Source organism: Waddliaceae bacterium (genome assembly GCA_018694295.1).
GTDB lineage: Bacteria > Chlamydiota > Chlamydiia > Chlamydiales > JABHNK01 > JABHNK01.
In genome coordinates, this window is record JABHNK010000007.1 from 1 (window position 1) to 15342 (window position 15342).

Below are 15342 nucleotides of genomic sequence, written 5' to 3' on the forward strand. Positions count from 1 at the left end.
ACATCAGGAGCATATTGGCATGGCGATTCCGACAATGAAATGCTTACAAGGATCTATGGCATCACCTTCCCCGACAAAAAAGCTCTAAAAGCATACATCACCATGCTCGAAGAGGCAAAAAAACGTGACCATAAAGTCTTGGGGCCTAAACTCGGGCTCTTCTCACTACACGAAGAAGCACCAGGAATGCCGATAATACACCCAAAAGGACTGCGCGTCTGGGATAAACTCATAGGCTTTATGCGTGAACTTCACGATAAATCAGGGTATGTCGAAATTAAAACGCCCATCCTTATGACAAAAGAACTGTGGGAAACATCAGGACATTGGTTCCACTACAAAGAAAATATGTACACCACCTCTATCGAAAAACGCGACTTCGCCATAAAACCTATGAACTGTCCGGGATGCATGCTCTATTATAAAGCTGCTTTACATAGCTACCGCGAATTTCCTCTAAGAATCGCAGAGTTCGGCAACGTCCATAGAAACGAAGCATCAGGAGCTATCTCCGGACTCCTACGCGTCCGTAGCTTCCACCAAGATGACGCCCATGTTTTCTTAGAATACAAAGACCTCGAAGATGAGATTCTCAATATCCTCGACCTCGCCGATAAGATTTACACCGCCTTCGGCCTGTCGTATTCCTTAGAGCTTTCAACGCGCCCTGAAAAAAACACCATCGGCACCGATGAAGAGTGGGAGCTCTCTACACAAGGCCTCTACAATGCTATAGAAAAGTGCGGCAAAGAATACCAGGTCAACGAAGGCGACGGTGCCTTTTACGGCCCCAAGATCGACCTTCATATTAGCGACGCCATCGGACGCCGCTGGCAATGCGGAACTATACAGGTCGACATGTCTTTGCCAGAAAAATTCGACCTTACTTTTACAGCTTCCGACGGCAGCAGAAAACGTCCTGTCCTTATACATCGCGCACTCTTCGGCTCTATAGAGCGCTTTTTCGGTGTCATTATAGAACATTTCGCAGGAAGGTTCCCATTATGGCTTTCTCCTCACCATGTACGTATCGTCGCCGTCGCCGATAGACACGTCCCATATGCTAAAGAATGTGCCGATGCAATACAGGCTGCTGGCTTCATCTGTGATGTCGACGACTCTCACGACTCCGTCAGCAAAAAAATCCGCCAGGCACAGCTCGAGCAGATAAACTACATAATGACCATCGGCGACAAAGAAGTCGAAAATACAACTATTGCTCTAAGGACGCGTAACAATATCGTAGTCGGCGAAGTGCCTCTCTGTGACTTCATTGAAAACATCTCTAAAGAAAAAGATGAACGAACATTAACCTCCCATTACGAAGAAAAATAAAAAAAGAGGAAGATATTATGAAAACAATCGCTGTTACAAGCTTCAAAGGCGGCACTGCAAAAACATCGACAGCATTACATGTCGGAGCAGCGCTATCACGATTTCATAATAGCTCCGTCCTCCTAATAGACTTCGACGCACAGGCCAATATGACGACGGGCTTGGGATTCAACCCCGACGAGCAGGAAAGCATGGTCCCTGTTTTACAGGGTCAATCTTCTATCAAGGACGTCATACAAAAAACATGTATCAACAACCTCGACCTCATCCCTGGCGATACGTGGCTCGAGCGCGTAGAAGTGACCGACGCCCTTGCCGCCGACAGATATTCCCACGAACGCCTTTATGATATCATCAAAGACCTAAACTATGACTACATTATCATCGACACCCCACCATCGCTATGCTGGCTTACAGAGTCTGCCCTCATCGCCGCCGACTATTCCCTCATCTGCGCAACACCAGAATTCTATAGCATCAAAGGTCTCGAACGCCTAGCCTCGTTCACCAATAGCATCGCTGAACGACACCCTCTTAAAATCGCTGGCGTCGCCCTCTCATTTTGGAACCACCGAGGAAAAAGCAACCAAGACTTCTTAGAAGTTATAGAAAACGCCTTCCCAGGGAAGATTTTCAACACGAAGATACGCCGCGACATCGCTGTCTCCGAAGCGTCGATCTTCGGAAAGCCTCTCTTCGAGACGGCACCAAAAAGCCGTGCCTCTGACGACTACAAAAACCTCACCGAAGAAATTGTACTGCATATAGAACGCCTTGGATAATATCTAAAAAATGTAAAGCTTATCTATTGCTTTTTAATGCCGCGATCGAAAACAATGCGGTATAATTTTTTTATATAAACCAGGCATTACCATGCAAGAACAACCTATGGGGTATGTTATGAGCAAGATAAATTTACTTCTTCGTAGACGTCTACAATCAGAAAAGAAAGACACTAAAGCTGCAGCGATTCCCGACCGCTCTGGCGCAGGAAGCCTTGCGGTCTTCTCTAAAGCTTTCAATGTAAACGAACTCGGCGTCGAAGAGCGCAGATACATCGAAGAGATTCTAGAGAAATATTCCCCTGAAGACGACAAGCTAAACCTTACTGGTGACCTTTCTTTGCTGCTTTCTCTGACATCAGAAGTCAAAGCCATCAACAACCAGGCGGCAATACTGCACGGCGAACGCATCAAAAAAGCACAAGAGATCTTAAAAAGATACCGTGATGGAGCTTTTACGGCGTGGCTTACCGCAACATATGGCAACAGACAGACGCCGTACAATTTCTTGCAATACTATGAATTTCATCAAGAGATACCAAAAAATCTACACCAACAGCTTGAAGCTATGCCTCGCCAAGCGATATATACCCTAGCAAGCAGGTCTGGAAACTTCAAAGACAAAAAGAAGATCGTAAAAAATTACGACGGCGAAACAAAGATGGAGCTTATCAGCCATATCAGAGAAAAATTTCCTCTGTCAAGCAGTGACAAGCGTAAATCAAATACCGGCGACCAGACAATAAAAACGTTAAGCGCCATACATACTATGATACATAAAAATAAGCGCTCTTTATCTAAAGCACATAAAGAAGAGATTAGAGATATTCTTAAACAAATCGAAGATATTCTTTAAACGCCGTTTTTTTTGTTGTAAAAAATAAATTTTCACCATACTATAAAAATTATTTAACCCAGCTATAACCTTAGGAGGTTTTATGCGCTTACGTACATTATTCTGTTCCTTGTTCTGTGGAACCTTACTTGTTGCCTTTGGCACAGTAAAAGCAGAGCCTTTAGATAAATTAGAAAAGAAAGTTGAAGACCTCGCTGCTGAAATCTCTATGATGAAAGGCGACACCGGTGAAGAAACTCCTTTTGATGTAACCGTTTCCGGTTCTGTCAACATGGGCGTTTTAGTCATCGATGACAATTGTCCTTCAGGCACCGACCACCAAGAAGTTTTCATCGTCGACAACGACAATGCCGCTACACGTCTTCGTGTAGATGCCACAAAAAGCTATAACGACGACCTAACAGTCGGCGCTACCGTAGAATTGCAATATGAAGTGAACTCTACTGGTGATATAGCACAAAGTCAGTCTGCTCTTGCTGGTAATGATTACCTAACCCGTAGATTTATAGAAGTCTTCTTCGAAAGTGAAAAATTCGGAACAGCTTTTGTAGGCTTCGGAAGCACAGCATCTGACGGCTCTACTGAGAATGACTTCTCAGAAACTTGGGTCGCTGCATGTTCAGCTGTTGACAGCATCGCTGGCGGACTTATTCTGCGAGATAAGAGCGATGGGGCATTAACAACAGGTGGTGCTCTTCTTCATGTTTATGATGTCTTTATGGGTCTCGATGGCCTAGACCGTGACATGCGAGTTCGTTACGACTCTCCTTCATACTACAATGTTAATGCTGCTGTTTCCGTCCTCGATGGCGGCGACTGGGATGCTGCATTGATGTATAGCGGAGATGTAAAAGACTTCTCTATAGATGCTACTGTTGCTTATGCTAACGCACGACAAGTCGACGGCCACCATCAAATAAGTGGTTCTGCTGCTACGATCCATAACCCTACAGGCTTAAACCTTGCTGTAGCAGGGGCAACACGTCAGCTAGAAGACGCTGCTAGAAACAACCTTTACTACTACTATGTAAAGCTTGGTCTCATAAGAGACTTCTTCGAAGTTGGCTCTACGGCTATAAGCGTAGACGCTTACAACGGTTTTGAGATGTCTTCCAACGATGACAAGTCAACGACATATAGTCTTGCTCTTGTACAGTCTGTTGATAAGATCAACACACAGTTCTATATCACTGGAAGAAACCACAAATACACAGACGCTACTTCTACTGAATATGAAAAAATCAACGCAGTCCTTCTCGGCGCTCGCGTCATATTCTAGAGTTCGTAGAATAGAAAACAAAAAAAAAGCACGCCTCTAAAAAGGCGTGCTTTTTTTATGCCATAACTTTGTTAGGTTTATATCACATCAGACTTTTCAAGAGCCTCACGGATATTCTCTTTGGCATTGTCGCTCGACTCAATAAGAGGGAGGCGCACAGCGTCGTCACAAAGGCAGCAAAGCTTCATTGCATACTTTATCCCTTGAGGATTGTTTTCGGCGACTACAGCCTTACACAGATGCCGATAACGATATACTTCGCGTAATGCCTCTTCTTTATCACCAGAACAATATTCCTTAACCATGTTTGCCCATGCTTTGGGAATGACGTTGGCGATAACGGAAATAACCCCTACAGCACCTACAGCAATGAATGGTATCGTAAGGTTGTCGTCTCCAGAAAGTATTGTAATATCACTTTCGTTCTTAATATCCATGACAATCCCTACGTCACCACAAGCCTCTTTAACAGCAACGACCTCTGGAAGAGCGCTCAGCGTCGCTATCGTCGACGGCAAAAGCTTCGTTCCTGTTCTACCTTGATGGTTGTAAAGGACAATAGGCAGCCCCACCTTCGCCACTTCGGAGAAATGGGCTATACATCCCTGTTGTGTAGGTTTATTATAGTACGGTGAAATAACAAGGGCGGCGTCAGCGCCACATTCTTTCGCATACTCCGTCATGGCAACAGCATGGCGTGTGTCATATGACCCAGTCCCGGCAATAACAGGAACCCTGCCGTTTACAACATCAACAACGGTTTTTATTACATTACGTTGTTCTTCGTCGGAAAGCGTCGGCGACTCTCCCGTCGTTCCACATGGAACGATACCATTAGTACCTTCAGCAATATGCCACTCCACCAGTTCTTTTATCTTTGCATAATCGACCTCGCCTTCTTTTGTAAAAGGCGTTACAAGTGCTACTATCGATCCCGAAAACATCGCTTTTCTCCTTATTTTATTAAAAAAAAGAGGCTTTACAGCCTCTTTTTTTTCGTTTTACTGTTTTTTCTAAAGCCCCTTCATAAATGTGTCGTAACTTCCTGAAAGCCTCTCGCTGATATCCATCATCATATCGAAAGTTTTATCGGCTTCGTCCATCACAGACATCATAGAATCGACATCATCTACTTCTTCAGTGATAAAATCTTCGATCTTTTTTGCGGCGTTTTCTTGCAGCGCAGAAACCTCTTCAAAACAGCTTGACAATGCTTTTTTTATCCCCTTTGGCTTCTCCGCCACAAGGGCTACAGACTCCCCTTCTTTAGGAGAAAAAGTGTCACCATCTTTCTTCATAGCCACCGCCTTTTTCTTATATTGTAAGACTTTAACCTTTTTGTGACAATACTATCACGTTATTTCCCAGTCTATAGGATCTTTGCCATAGCTTATAAGAATCTCGTTTATCTTCGAAAAATGCCTGCACCCAAGAAAGCCCTGTACCGAAAACGGCGATGGATGCGCTGCCGTTAAAATGGTATGATGTTTTCCAATGAGAGGCCTCTTCTCTTGTGCAGAACGTCCCCACAACACAAAGATAATTGGCTCCTGCCGCTCTCCAAGAAGATTGATAACAGCGTCTGTAAAGCGCTCCCATCCTTTGCCGCGATGTGACTGAGGACTCCCCTGTCGTACAGTAAGAGTTGTGTTCAACAAAAGTATTCCTTGTTGCGCCCAAGAAAGTAGCGAACCATGATACGGCGGTGATATGCCAACGTCAGCAATAAGCTCTTTAAAGATGTTTTTAAGCGACGGAGGAATTGTAACGCCTTTATTAACGCTGAAACAAAGCCCGTGAGCTTGTCCTGGCCCATGATATGGGTCCTGCCCAACAATTACTACTTTAACAGCATCATAGGGCGTCTGCTTAAAAGCATTAAAAACAAACTCTTTCGTGGGGTATATTGGAACCCCTGAAGCACGTTCTTTCTCAACAAAAGCGGCAAGCCCGGCAATATACGGCTCACTCAGTTCCTTCGCCAACACTTTCTGCCAGCTCGGATCCATCTGATTCGTCGGTATCATCATTGACTTCATATTCTTCTTCTCCGTCATACTCTTCTATAACATCAAATTCTTCATCGAAATCATCAATATCGTTAATATCATCAACAGCAACAATCTCTTTTTCTTCTTCGATATCGTTGTTAATTAAGACCGTATCTTCTTCAATGTCGTTAATAAAAATAGTTTCCACGGCCGAAACAATAGCATTGGCATACTCTTTGTAGCCATGTTGAAAATCGTTTTCGGTAAGGCTATATTCAACGTCTGGCTTTACACCAAGGTTCTCTATAGGATTTTTATCGGCACGCTCGGCAATGGTCGTTGTATAAGAGAACCCCCTAACACCGAAAATATTAGGATATTGAAAAACGCTTATCATTCCTCCTGCACCAGAGGTCTTAGTTCCAAAAATCGTTGCACGTTGATTGTCTTGCAATATCGCCGGAAAAAAGTCCCCTCCTGAAACATCAAGCTCATTAACAACTACCATAAGAGGCTTCGTATAGTTCGCTTTATAATGAGGATTTATATAGTCCATACCTAAAAAATGATAAGGCTCTGTTATTTGAGAACCTTTATTCCATTGCTCTATAATAAACCTACAATAATCGATAAAAATACGTACGAATTCATAGCTTACAGGATAGCCTAAAAACGTGTCTCCAAAAGCAGCTTTAGCATCGTCATCTGATTTTATATTTTCAAGCTCTGGAAGGAGCATAGCAGCAAAAAAAACATTCTCTTGTGATATCGCCATCTTATGCTTTGGCGTCTCCAGCGCCGTCTTCGTCAACATCGACGACAAAACATAAACATAGCTTACCAGCCCTCCAGGGTTGTTAATCTGGTCTATTATAAGAGCGTCTGTTTCAGAATCAAACTTTTCTATGATCTTAGCAAAAGCATCGACATATTCATCAAGAAAACAACGAGAACAGTCGGGCATATAAGTTGGTATTCGTATATACCCCACCCTTTTTTGTTGTGGAGACTCGAAAATATATGCATTAAACAAATCGTCATCTTTTGTCTTCCATACAATATTTCCAAGCTCCGGGATGGTGCTTTCTCGAGCTCCAAAAGACCATGATGATATTTTTTTCTCTTCAGGAAAAAACTTTTTTAGTGCTTTTACGTTATTATCAAGAATAGCCTCTGCTCTTTCACGTAAAGAAAACTCTTTTGTTCCGCTCTTAAAAAGCGGCGTGTCGTTATTGATTTTTTCGGGGACATACTCCCATGAAAGCTGATGAGAATACGTGTTCTCATCATTCTTTGGCTTTACATCTATTATAATAGGCCCACGGGGGACATCATGACCGAAAAACCCTAGGCGAGTCGTGACAAACCCTTCAGCAAACCTTCTATCTGTTTCACTATTATTATCGCCAGAATATCGATTTTGCAGGTCAACAACAACCTCATAAGCAGGAACGCCGTCAAAAAGCACAAGCTCATCGCCTATCTCAAAAGGAAAGCTTTCTTTTGGTAGTTTTTTACGGTCGATACCTGTTATAAAGATCTTATCATTAACACCATGAACCTCAAAAGGTAGGGATGCCATTTCAGTAGAAACGAAAAAAACAGAAGTGTGATAGTCTTTCATCGTCTTGAAAAAATTTTGTAAAATCAACTGGTAGTCTTTTACAGAGATCTCTGACATATCCCATATAGAGCTTTTCGCCTTCTCAACCTCTCTTTCAAGGTCCCACCCAATATGCTGTTTTTTCCATTCCGCAGGAGCATAATGGTTCGACAATATAGTCTGTATAATATCGAGATCTGAACACATCTGCTTCCTCGTTTGAAACGAAGCCGATCCCTTCTCCCCATCAGAAGCCATCGCCGTCGAAAAAAAGAAACAACAAGAAAGTAATAATGTAATACATGCCTTCATAACAAATCCTTATCTAATAAATTCTTTATTTTTGCTGAAAAACCGTGCTTGACGATAAACGAGAGATCATTCTACAATATCAAATCACTTAACACAAGGAATGAATAACTATGGATCTAGAACACAATAATGTCATACGCTTCAACGGAATCTCAAAAAAGAAAGACGGCATCTTCGCTAACTTTAAAGTTAAAGGTATACGCGGTGGCACATATTTCTCCGCCTCCATCACCGTCGACATATTGGCGGCAGATGTAGACCTTAACGACCCACTTGAAACAATCATAGAACAGTGCGCTAAAATTGCTCTTAAAGAGATAAAGCGCTCTGATTTTTCTATAGAAAGCATTTCCGCTGTATAACTGATGTTACGCACTAATCTTGCTTTGGTGGCGTGTAGCGTCAGTTTATAAAAAACTTCTTCTTTCTGGGTGTAGCGCAGCTTGGCTAGCGCACTTGCATGGGGTGCAAGAGGTCGGAGGTTCGAATCCTCTCACCCAGAATCTTTTTCTCTCTTGTTATGGCCTAGGATAAGGCTAATATCTTTTGTTGATAACCCATACAAAAAACGTTCACAACAATAACAAATCTCTGTCGATATCTTCGTGCTGTTCATAAACAACCACTATATAAACAAGATATAAACAACGCTATGAACAGACCTTTCTATAGCTAAAACATCGACTTATAAACAGATCCACACTCTCTGAAGAAGAATATATCTTTATATATATAAATGTATTCTTCTTCGAAAATTGTGGAAACTTCTTTTTGTTGTTTTTTCTGTTATCATCAATTTCTGTTCATAACATAGAAGATTTCTTGTTCATGACGTTGTTATTACTTTTCACAACTACACCTTTCTGTAGATAACACCCATATTCTCAACAGTCGATAAACAAGTTCTCAACAAAGACTTTCCATAGATGAAAAGGCATAGATATAAACAAATCCACACCCTCTGAAGAAGAATAGAAGTACTTATATATAAAGATAATTCATATGTGAATCCTGTGGAAACTTTCTTCTTCTCTTCAAATTGTGCTTTTTCGTATACTCTATCAATAAAAACCAAAAGTAGCGGGGTTATATGTCTTTATTCAAAACATCAGATTATTTCGATCTCACAGAGTTTCAGCATAAAGAACTGTTTGATTTAGAAGCTCCTGTCTGGGAAACCTTAAAAAAGCTTAAAGAATTCTGCTCTTCTTTTCACTACCCTACTTTTCAATATGAGGCCCCAGGAGCGTATTTTGTTAATCCTTCAATGATTGTTATCGGAGAAGGCACTGTCGTTGAGCCAGGCGCCTATATCGAAGGACCATGCATAATAGGGAAAGGTTGTACCATACGCCACGGAGCATATCTGCGCGGCAATGTTGTTGTCGGAGATGGATGTGTTATTGGTCATGCGACAGAAGTTAAACACTCTATTTTCTTAAATGGCGCCAAAGCAGCACACTTCGCTTATGTCGGAGATTCCATCCTCGGCAACAACGTAAATTTCGGCGCAGGAACAAAGTGTGCTAATGTTAAACTTGATAAAAGACTCGTTATTATTGATGATAATGGTTCTCATATCGAGACAGGACTTAAGAAATGCGGCGCCATTGTTGGCGACGATGCTCAGCTTGGATGCAACTGTGTTACTAATCCTGGAACGCTTATAGGACCCCGAAGCAGATGTTACCCATGCTTGAATATTGGCGGCGTTGTTCATAGTGATGCCATTGTAAAGCCAGCGTCAAAAAATGAAACGATCTTAATCAAAAACGATAAATAAAGGTTTTTTGTGGCACTACAAAATATTTTACAGAAAAAGAAAGAAGAAATAGAAAAAAAAATAGCCGACGCCGTCGAATTGCTTGGCGAAAAGAGCAGACTGCGTGATGCTTGTGAATATGCCCTTTGTAACGGAGGAAAACGATTTCGTCCAGCACTTGTTATGATGATAAACAAGGCATTAAAAAGTAATGTAGACGTGACATTCGTTGCGCTTGGAGTTGAGTTCTTTCATACGGCGTCATTGATTGCCGATGACCTGCCTTGTATGGACGATGATGACATGCGCAGAGGCAAACCCTCCCTTCATAAAAAATATAATGAAGCAACAGCTCTTCTGGCAAGCTATGCTCTTATTGGAGCAGGATATCGCGCTATTTATGAAAACACCGAGTCCCTTAAAACATCAGATGCGCCACACTCTAATAATGCCGCTGAAATATGTTGTCTTGCACTAGAAAATGCCACATATAACACTGGAATACAAGGGGCAACAGGAGGACAGTTTCTGGATATATATCCACCAGATTACGCCACCTCAACACTTCAGGATGTAATACATAAAAAAACAGGAACACTTTTTGAGATATCTTTTGTTTTCGGATGGCTTTTCAGCGGCGGTGATATACAAAAACTCGATCTTGTAAAAAAAGCAGCGTGGCATTTTGGCATGGCATTTCAGATGCAAGATGATCTAGAAGATGTAAACCAGGATAATGACAATGAAAAAACTGTTAATATAGCCTCACAAATAGGGATAGAAAAGACAGTGAAAATGTTGTGCGAAGAGATAAAATCTTTGGAAAAAATAATAATGGCTTTACATATAGATTCTGATGAGTTTTCTAGCTTGACAGCTTTTCTTGCCAATAAAGCCAAGACGTTTGCAGAGGAGCATGGTGTTGAAATTATATAATACGGTAATTCAGCGCCTTTTATGGTTTTTTATTAGCCTCATCTTTCTTGTTGGTGTTGATTTAAAGGCATCGAATTTTCACGAACACCTTCAGTCACTCCCCTTTCCAAGGAATTTCGCGGAAGAAGCCGATGCCATTTTTGCCATTCCTGATAACGTTCAGCTGTTTTTAAATGAGTCGCTAGGTTTTATTGATGACGACACTGATAATATTATACGATCGGAGGGCCTGACATATACGCTTTCAGAATTATGTGAAACGTTGGATTCTGATAAGAAGGTAGCGCTTGAAAAACTTCTTTCATTTGATGATGGTATAGATGACATTCAATTACGGCGTGCGACATATAAATACATAGAAACGTTGAGAAAAAACATTCTTCTTGCCCTTTCGCCAGAGGTTGTAGAGAGAATTTTTGAGCGATATTTTAATGAAGAGCCGCTTTGTAATCGCGAGGTGATATCGGCAACGATGACGCGTCGCTTTTTTGAGCCAAGTCAAAGGGATAAACATACACGTCTTTATTCTCTTGCCAAACGCTATGGAACAGAGCTTTATTATAATGTTGCTTTACAGAGAAAGGTTTTGCTTAAAGACGGTGTTGTCGTAACAGAAAACAGTCAGAGACTTCTTGAAAAAAACGCTATTAAAGCTATAGATGTTGTAGGAAGTATTGGAGAGGGTAACGGCGCGACCAATGTAAAGCCTCTTTACAGCCAAGGGGATATAGAACAGCGTCTTCGAGATCTTTTTGAATATGCTTCAGAGCACTCGACAAGCCTCGTTTTACATGCTTTTGAGGCAGGGAACGAAGGCGTTTTTTACGACGCTCTTCGTCATGTTATTACTTCCTATACAAAGCCATTAAAGCTTGAGTTTGGGCATGTTGCTTATATTACTGAAGATTGGGCAGATATTATTATTTCGAATCCATATATCACTCCATGTTTTCACGCTAACATACAGTCAAACAGAGTTCTTTGTGATGTTTCGTTGGTGGATTTACATAAAAAAGTTAAGGCTTTACAAAACAAAGAAGTGCCTGTTTTTTTAGGTTCTGATGGTCGAGGTATTTTAGCTGGCTCGTCATATCACGAGCAGTCGAAACTTCTTGATATTGAAACGTCTGGAAGGGATGAGTACGCTTATTTTTTACGTGGTGATTGAGCGTTGTGTGTTTTTATTGGAATGATGAACCATCCGAGGGCATATGTTACAACTAGAGGCATTATATTTGTTGCTAGAGCGAGAAAAACGAAAGCTAGCCTAACGATGGAGGGGTCCCACGAATACATTTCGGCAATGCCGCCGCAGATGCCGGCAACCATTTTATTTTTGCGTGATCGATGTATGTGTTTCATTGGGCTCTCCTAGTTTATATTATTTTACTGCTGTTACGCGCAATCATGGGTTAAAGCAAGACAGGCGCGTAACAGCAGTTATTTTATACTTCAGCCAGAACTTTTTCTTCTTTTGCTTCAAGCGTTTCAGTAGGCGCTATGGCGTTATGCACCTTTTCTTCTATCTCACTGAGCAGGGGTTCGTTGTTTTTGAGGAGATCTCTAACGCTTTCACGTCCTTGTCCTAGTCTTTCACCGTTGTAGCTAAACCACGCACCTTTTTTGTCTACGATCTCGTGTTCTACGGCGAGGTCGAGAGTGCATCCTGCTTGTGATATTCCTTCGTTGAACAAAATATCAAATTCTGCAGTTCTGAATGGTGGGGCCATTTTATTTTTTACGACTTTTACACGCACGCGGTTTCCGGTGTCTGGGGTGCCACCAGAACCTTTTATTGCGCCGATACGGCGTATGTCTAGGCGTATTGAAGAGTAAAACTTAAGAGCGCGTCCTCCGGATGTTGTTTCTGGGTTTCCGAACATAACACCGATTTTTTCACGGATCTGGTTGATGAAGACGGCGCATGTGTTTGATTTTGCTAGTGTTGACGTCAGCTTTCGCAGCGCTTGTGACATCAAGCGTGCTTGTAGACCGACGAACGAGTCTCCGATTTCACCCTCTAGCTCACTTTTTGGTACGAGGGCAGCTACGGAGTCGATAACGACGATATCGACAGCATTGGATCTTGCTAGTGTTTCAGCGATATTTAAAGCTTCTTCACCACTGTCTGGTTGTGAGATAAGCAGGTCATCAATATTAACACCTATTTTAGCAGCGTATCCTGGGTCTAGAGCATGCTCAGCGTCGATATATGCAGCGAGACCGCCGTTTTTTTGTGCATTAGCGACGAAGTGTGTGGCAAGAGTTGATTTTCCTGACGATTCAGGGCCATATACTTCAATGATACGGCCTCGTGGAACACCTCCGATACCTAGAGCTAAGTCAAGGGTTATGGCCCCTGTTTTTATGACTTCAGCAGTTCTTGATGCCGAGTGGCTGCCGAGCGACATAATAGCGCCTTCTCCAAACTGTTTTTTTATCTGTGATATAGCGTTTTCTAGTGCTGCTTTTCGTGATTTCTCTTCTGCTGGGGTCATAGCTTCTCTCCTTTTGATTGTATACATATAAAAACCGCTATTATTAACGCTTTTTCATCCTTAATCGTCAAGAGATATTTTATGTTCCTGCGGGAAGGCCTGAGACATATATGATTTTTTTTAGGAAGTTGCCGTCAGGGTCATAGAGAGTTGCTTCTCCGTTGCCGCCGGTGACTTTAGAAACGGGGTATTTTTCACCTTTTTTATGGTATTCGCCACGGAGAAGGACGTCGTCTTGAAATTCTTCGATGAGCATGAGGCTTCCATTGCGAAACCATGCTGTGCTGATGCCATTTTTTTTATTCATACTCATCTCTCTAGAGCTTTCTTGTATGCCGTTATCATACCACGTCTTTACAAGTCCTTGTATTTTCCCTTCAGACCAATTTATTGAGAGTTTTTGTTGTGTTTTTGGTACTTTAGTAAAGAACTCTATTTCTTCGCCGTGTTTAACTTCATTTTTTATGTGGTATGTGCGAAGGGGAGTGCTATTTTCATCGAAGATGGTAACGAGCCCCTCAGGCTTTCCGTGTTTATATTCATGTTGTTCTGCGAGAATTTTTCCTTTAAAGATAGAGCGGAACCCTTCGCCACCGACAATTTCAGAGCGTATTATTCCAAGATTGTCGATATATTTTCCTGACATAAGAGAGCCATTGCTGTAATTTTCTTGTGCAGCGACAGAGCCATTTTTCCAATATTGAAATGATGTACCGTGTTTTTCTCCTTGGGAAAACTCAGCTTGTGAAAAGAGGGAGCCATCGGCACGAAAAATCTTTGTTGTGCCATGTAAAGCGTTGTGGTGATATGGGGTTTCTTCGTGTACGACGCCTGATAGGTGGTATCGTTTTGATAAACCATGAAGTTCGCCTTTTTCGTAGTAGATCTCGGCAAGTAGGTGTCCTTCTTCAGACCACGCTCGGCTTGTGCCATCGAAAACCCAGCTTTTTTCTGCTGAAGGGGTGATATCGCTGACACCTCCGATGACGCGAGTTTCTAGCTTTACAACACCATTGTGGTGCCATTCTTTATAGACGCCGTATGCGCGTGAATCGACGACTTCGAGATATTGTTTGATTTGTCCGTGGTCGTAGTATGTTGTTATTATTGATTTTGTGGAGCCTGATTTATTACGTTGAAATGTACGTAGAACTTTCTGGTATGGCTGAGATTTTAGGAAGTTAATATTTCGTAATGATGTCAACCTTTCTTTAGAGTGTATTGTTTCAGTGAAACCATTATTGTCGATGATATGGACGCGAGAGAGGTGTGTAGGGTTTTCTTTTGTTTTTATCGATGAGCATCCTATTAAAAACAGAGGCATAATAATGATAAGCAAGGTTTTTGATATATATGGTGGTATTTTCATGAGTATTCTCTTTTAAGAAGGTTTAATGACAGATCGAAAGTCTCTTGTCGTCCTGGCTTATGTTGTTTTGTAATCGAAAAATCGGTGATGATCAACTGAGGCTTATTGGGAGGAATAGGGGTGTTGTCGAGAGACAGTCCTTCGATAGCGGAGAGTATTGTTGTTATGTTTTCGCTGTCGACTTCAACATGGTGTTTGAGAGTTTCTACAGTTTCTTGGATATTGTTGTATGAAAGGATAGAGCTTTCGGAGAAAAGGAGCTTGTTTTCTGTGCCTAACAAGAACGAGAGTCTTTTTTGTGCCGATGTTTTATTAGTGAAGGCATCATTGGCAATATTTTTTTCAAGAGCGGCGATTTCATTTTTTAAAAAGACTAAGGTTTCGAGGTGTTTGTCGATATAATTATCATCAGTATCATTATATTTTTTTTTTACTAGCGTATTGACGGTTTGTTTTTTTGTTTTTTCGGTAGCAAAACGTTGGAGATAGTCTAGTTTTTGTTCTATAGAAGAGAGCGAGTGCTTTTTTACAATGTAATAAGATATTGCTGTTGTTGGCATGGCAAGACCTATAATTATAAGAGCTATAAAAGTTCGTATGTGCGAAGGGATAGTCATAA

16 protein-coding genes and 1 tRNA gene are annotated in these 15342 nt (G+C 41.7%); 9 read left to right on the top strand and 8 right to left on the bottom strand.

The features are described 5' to 3' along the window. The 4 genes from thrS to HN980_00690 form a co-directional block, all read left to right on the top strand. A partial coding sequence (gene thrS / locus HN980_00675; protein MBT6928002.1) for a threonine--tRNA ligase occupies nt 1–1335 on the top strand: 1335 nt, incomplete at its 5' end. Nucleotides 1336–1352: 17 nt separating this feature from the next. After that, nucleotides 1353–2117 (top strand): ParA family protein, encoded by a 765-nt coding sequence (locus tag HN980_00680; GenBank protein MBT6928003.1) that lies wholly within the window; start codon nt 1353–1355, stop codon nt 2115–2117. Nucleotides 2118–2235: 118 nt separating this feature from the next. Beyond that, complete coding sequence (locus tag HN980_00685; GenBank protein ID MBT6928004.1) at nt 2236–2973, top strand: CT583 family protein; 738 nt, start codon at nt 2236–2238, stop codon at nt 2971–2973. Nucleotides 2974–3055: 82 nt separating this feature from the next. Continuing rightward, nucleotides 3056–4252 (top strand): hypothetical protein, encoded by a 1197-nt coding sequence (locus tag HN980_00690; GenBank protein MBT6928005.1) that lies wholly within the window; start codon nt 3056–3058, stop codon nt 4250–4252. 77 nt (nt 4253–4329) lie between these two features. Here the strand turns inward: HN980_00690 and HN980_00695 are convergent, their stop codons facing one another. From HN980_00695 to HN980_00710, 4 genes are all read right to left on the bottom strand, one after another. After that, a complete protein-coding gene (locus HN980_00695; GenBank protein ID MBT6928006.1) occupies nt 4330–5196 on the bottom strand; it encodes a 4-hydroxy-tetrahydrodipicolinate synthase in 867 nt (288 codons plus the stop codon). Nucleotides 5197–5265: 69 nt separating this feature from the next. Next, complete coding sequence (locus HN980_00700; GenBank protein ID MBT6928007.1) at nt 5266–5550, bottom strand: hypothetical protein; 285 nt, start codon at nt 5548–5550, stop codon at nt 5266–5268. A gap of 54 nt (nt 5551–5604) precedes the next feature. Continuing rightward, nucleotides 5605–6279 (bottom strand): uracil-DNA glycosylase, encoded by a 675-nt coding sequence (ung, locus tag HN980_00705; GenBank protein ID MBT6928008.1) that lies wholly within the window; start codon nt 6277–6279, stop codon nt 5605–5607. Then, nucleotides 6218–8158 (bottom strand): protease-like activity factor CPAF, encoded by a 1941-nt coding sequence (locus HN980_00710; protein MBT6928009.1) that lies wholly within the window; start codon nt 8156–8158, stop codon nt 6218–6220. The genes ung and HN980_00710 overlap by 62 nt, the downstream gene beginning before the upstream one ends. 110 nt (nt 8159–8268) lie before the next feature. Between HN980_00710 and HN980_00715 the strand changes: the two genes are divergently transcribed. From HN980_00715 to HN980_00735, 5 genes are all read left to right on the top strand, one after another. Beyond that, a complete protein-coding gene (locus tag HN980_00715) occupies nt 8269–8520 on the top strand; it encodes a hypothetical protein (GenBank protein MBT6928010.1) in 252 nt (83 codons plus the stop codon). A 65-nt stretch (nt 8521–8585) separates the two neighbouring features. Then, nucleotides 8586–8660, top strand: a tRNA-Pro gene (locus tag HN980_00720). Nucleotides 8661–9248: 588 nt separating this feature from the next. Beyond that, nucleotides 9249–9941, top strand: a complete 693-nt coding sequence (locus HN980_00725; protein MBT6928011.1) for a UDP-N-acetylglucosamine diphosphorylase — start codon at nt 9249–9251, stop codon at nt 9939–9941. 78 nt (nt 9942–10019) lie between these two features. Next, entirely contained in the window at nt 10020–10856 is an 837-nt protein-coding gene (locus HN980_00730; GenBank protein ID MBT6928012.1) for a polyprenyl synthetase family protein, read from the top strand. After that, a complete protein-coding gene (locus HN980_00735; GenBank protein ID MBT6928013.1) occupies nt 10843–12024 on the top strand; it encodes a hypothetical protein in 1182 nt (393 codons plus the stop codon). The genes HN980_00730 and HN980_00735 overlap by 14 nt, the downstream gene beginning before the upstream one ends. On the opposite strand, the gene HN980_00740 is transcribed toward HN980_00735, so the two are convergent. From HN980_00740 to HN980_00755, 4 genes are all read right to left on the bottom strand, one after another. Further along, nucleotides 12003–12218: a PspC domain-containing protein gene (locus tag HN980_00740; protein MBT6928014.1), complete on the bottom strand. Its 216-nt coding sequence runs from the start codon at nt 12216–12218 to the stop codon at nt 12003–12005. The genes HN980_00735 and HN980_00740 overlap by 22 nt on opposite strands. Before the next feature lie 83 nt (nt 12219–12301). Continuing rightward, nucleotides 12302–13354 carry a recombinase RecA gene (gene recA, locus HN980_00745; protein MBT6928015.1) on the bottom strand — a complete coding sequence of 351 codons (1053 nt, stop codon included), beginning with the start codon at nt 13352–13354 and terminating at the stop codon, nt 12302–12304. 79 nt (nt 13355–13433) lie between these two features. After that, nucleotides 13434–14723: a hypothetical protein gene (locus HN980_00750; protein ID MBT6928016.1), complete on the bottom strand. Its 1290-nt coding sequence runs from the start codon at nt 14721–14723 to the stop codon at nt 13434–13436. After that, nucleotides 14720–15340 (bottom strand): hypothetical protein, encoded by a 621-nt coding sequence (locus HN980_00755; protein MBT6928017.1) that lies wholly within the window; start codon nt 15338–15340, stop codon nt 14720–14722. Before HN980_00755 ends, HN980_00750 begins: the two co-directional genes overlap by 4 nt. Nucleotides 15341–15342 lie beyond the last annotated feature (2 nt).

Coding starts and splice junctions, on each gene's coding strand:
- HN980_00680 (MBT6928003.1), top strand. CDS start 1,353: ATGAAAACAATCGCTGTTACAAGCTTCAAAGGCGGCACTGCAAAAACA.
- HN980_00685 (MBT6928004.1), top strand. CDS start 2,236: ATGAGCAAGATAAATTTACTTCTTCGTAGACGTCTACAATCAGAAAAG.
- HN980_00690 (MBT6928005.1), top strand. CDS start 3,056: ATGCGCTTACGTACATTATTCTGTTCCTTGTTCTGTGGAACCTTACTT.
- HN980_00695 (MBT6928006.1), bottom strand. CDS start 5,196: ATGTTTTCGGGATCGATAGTAGCACTTGTAACGCCTTTTACAAAAGAA.
- HN980_00700 (MBT6928007.1), bottom strand. CDS start 5,550: ATGAAGAAAGATGGTGACACTTTTTCTCCTAAAGAAGGGGAGTCTGTA.
- ung (MBT6928008.1), bottom strand. CDS start 6,279: ATGATACCGACGAATCAGATGGATCCGAGCTGGCAGAAAGTGTTGGCG.
- HN980_00710 (MBT6928009.1), bottom strand. CDS start 8,158: ATGAAGGCATGTATTACATTATTACTTTCTTGTTGTTTCTTTTTTTCG.
- HN980_00715 (MBT6928010.1), top strand. CDS start 8,269: ATGGATCTAGAACACAATAATGTCATACGCTTCAACGGAATCTCAAAA.
- HN980_00725 (MBT6928011.1), top strand. CDS start 9,249: ATGTCTTTATTCAAAACATCAGATTATTTCGATCTCACAGAGTTTCAG.
- HN980_00740 (MBT6928014.1), bottom strand. CDS start 12,218: ATGAAACACATACATCGATCACGCAAAAATAAAATGGTTGCCGGCATC.
- recA (MBT6928015.1), bottom strand. CDS start 13,354: ATGACCCCAGCAGAAGAGAAATCACGAAAAGCAGCACTAGAAAACGCT.
- HN980_00750 (MBT6928016.1), bottom strand. CDS start 14,723: ATGAAAATACCACCATATATATCAAAAACCTTGCTTATCATTATTATG.
- HN980_00755 (MBT6928017.1), bottom strand. CDS start 15,340: ATGACTATCCCTTCGCACATACGAACTTTTATAGCTCTTATAATTATA.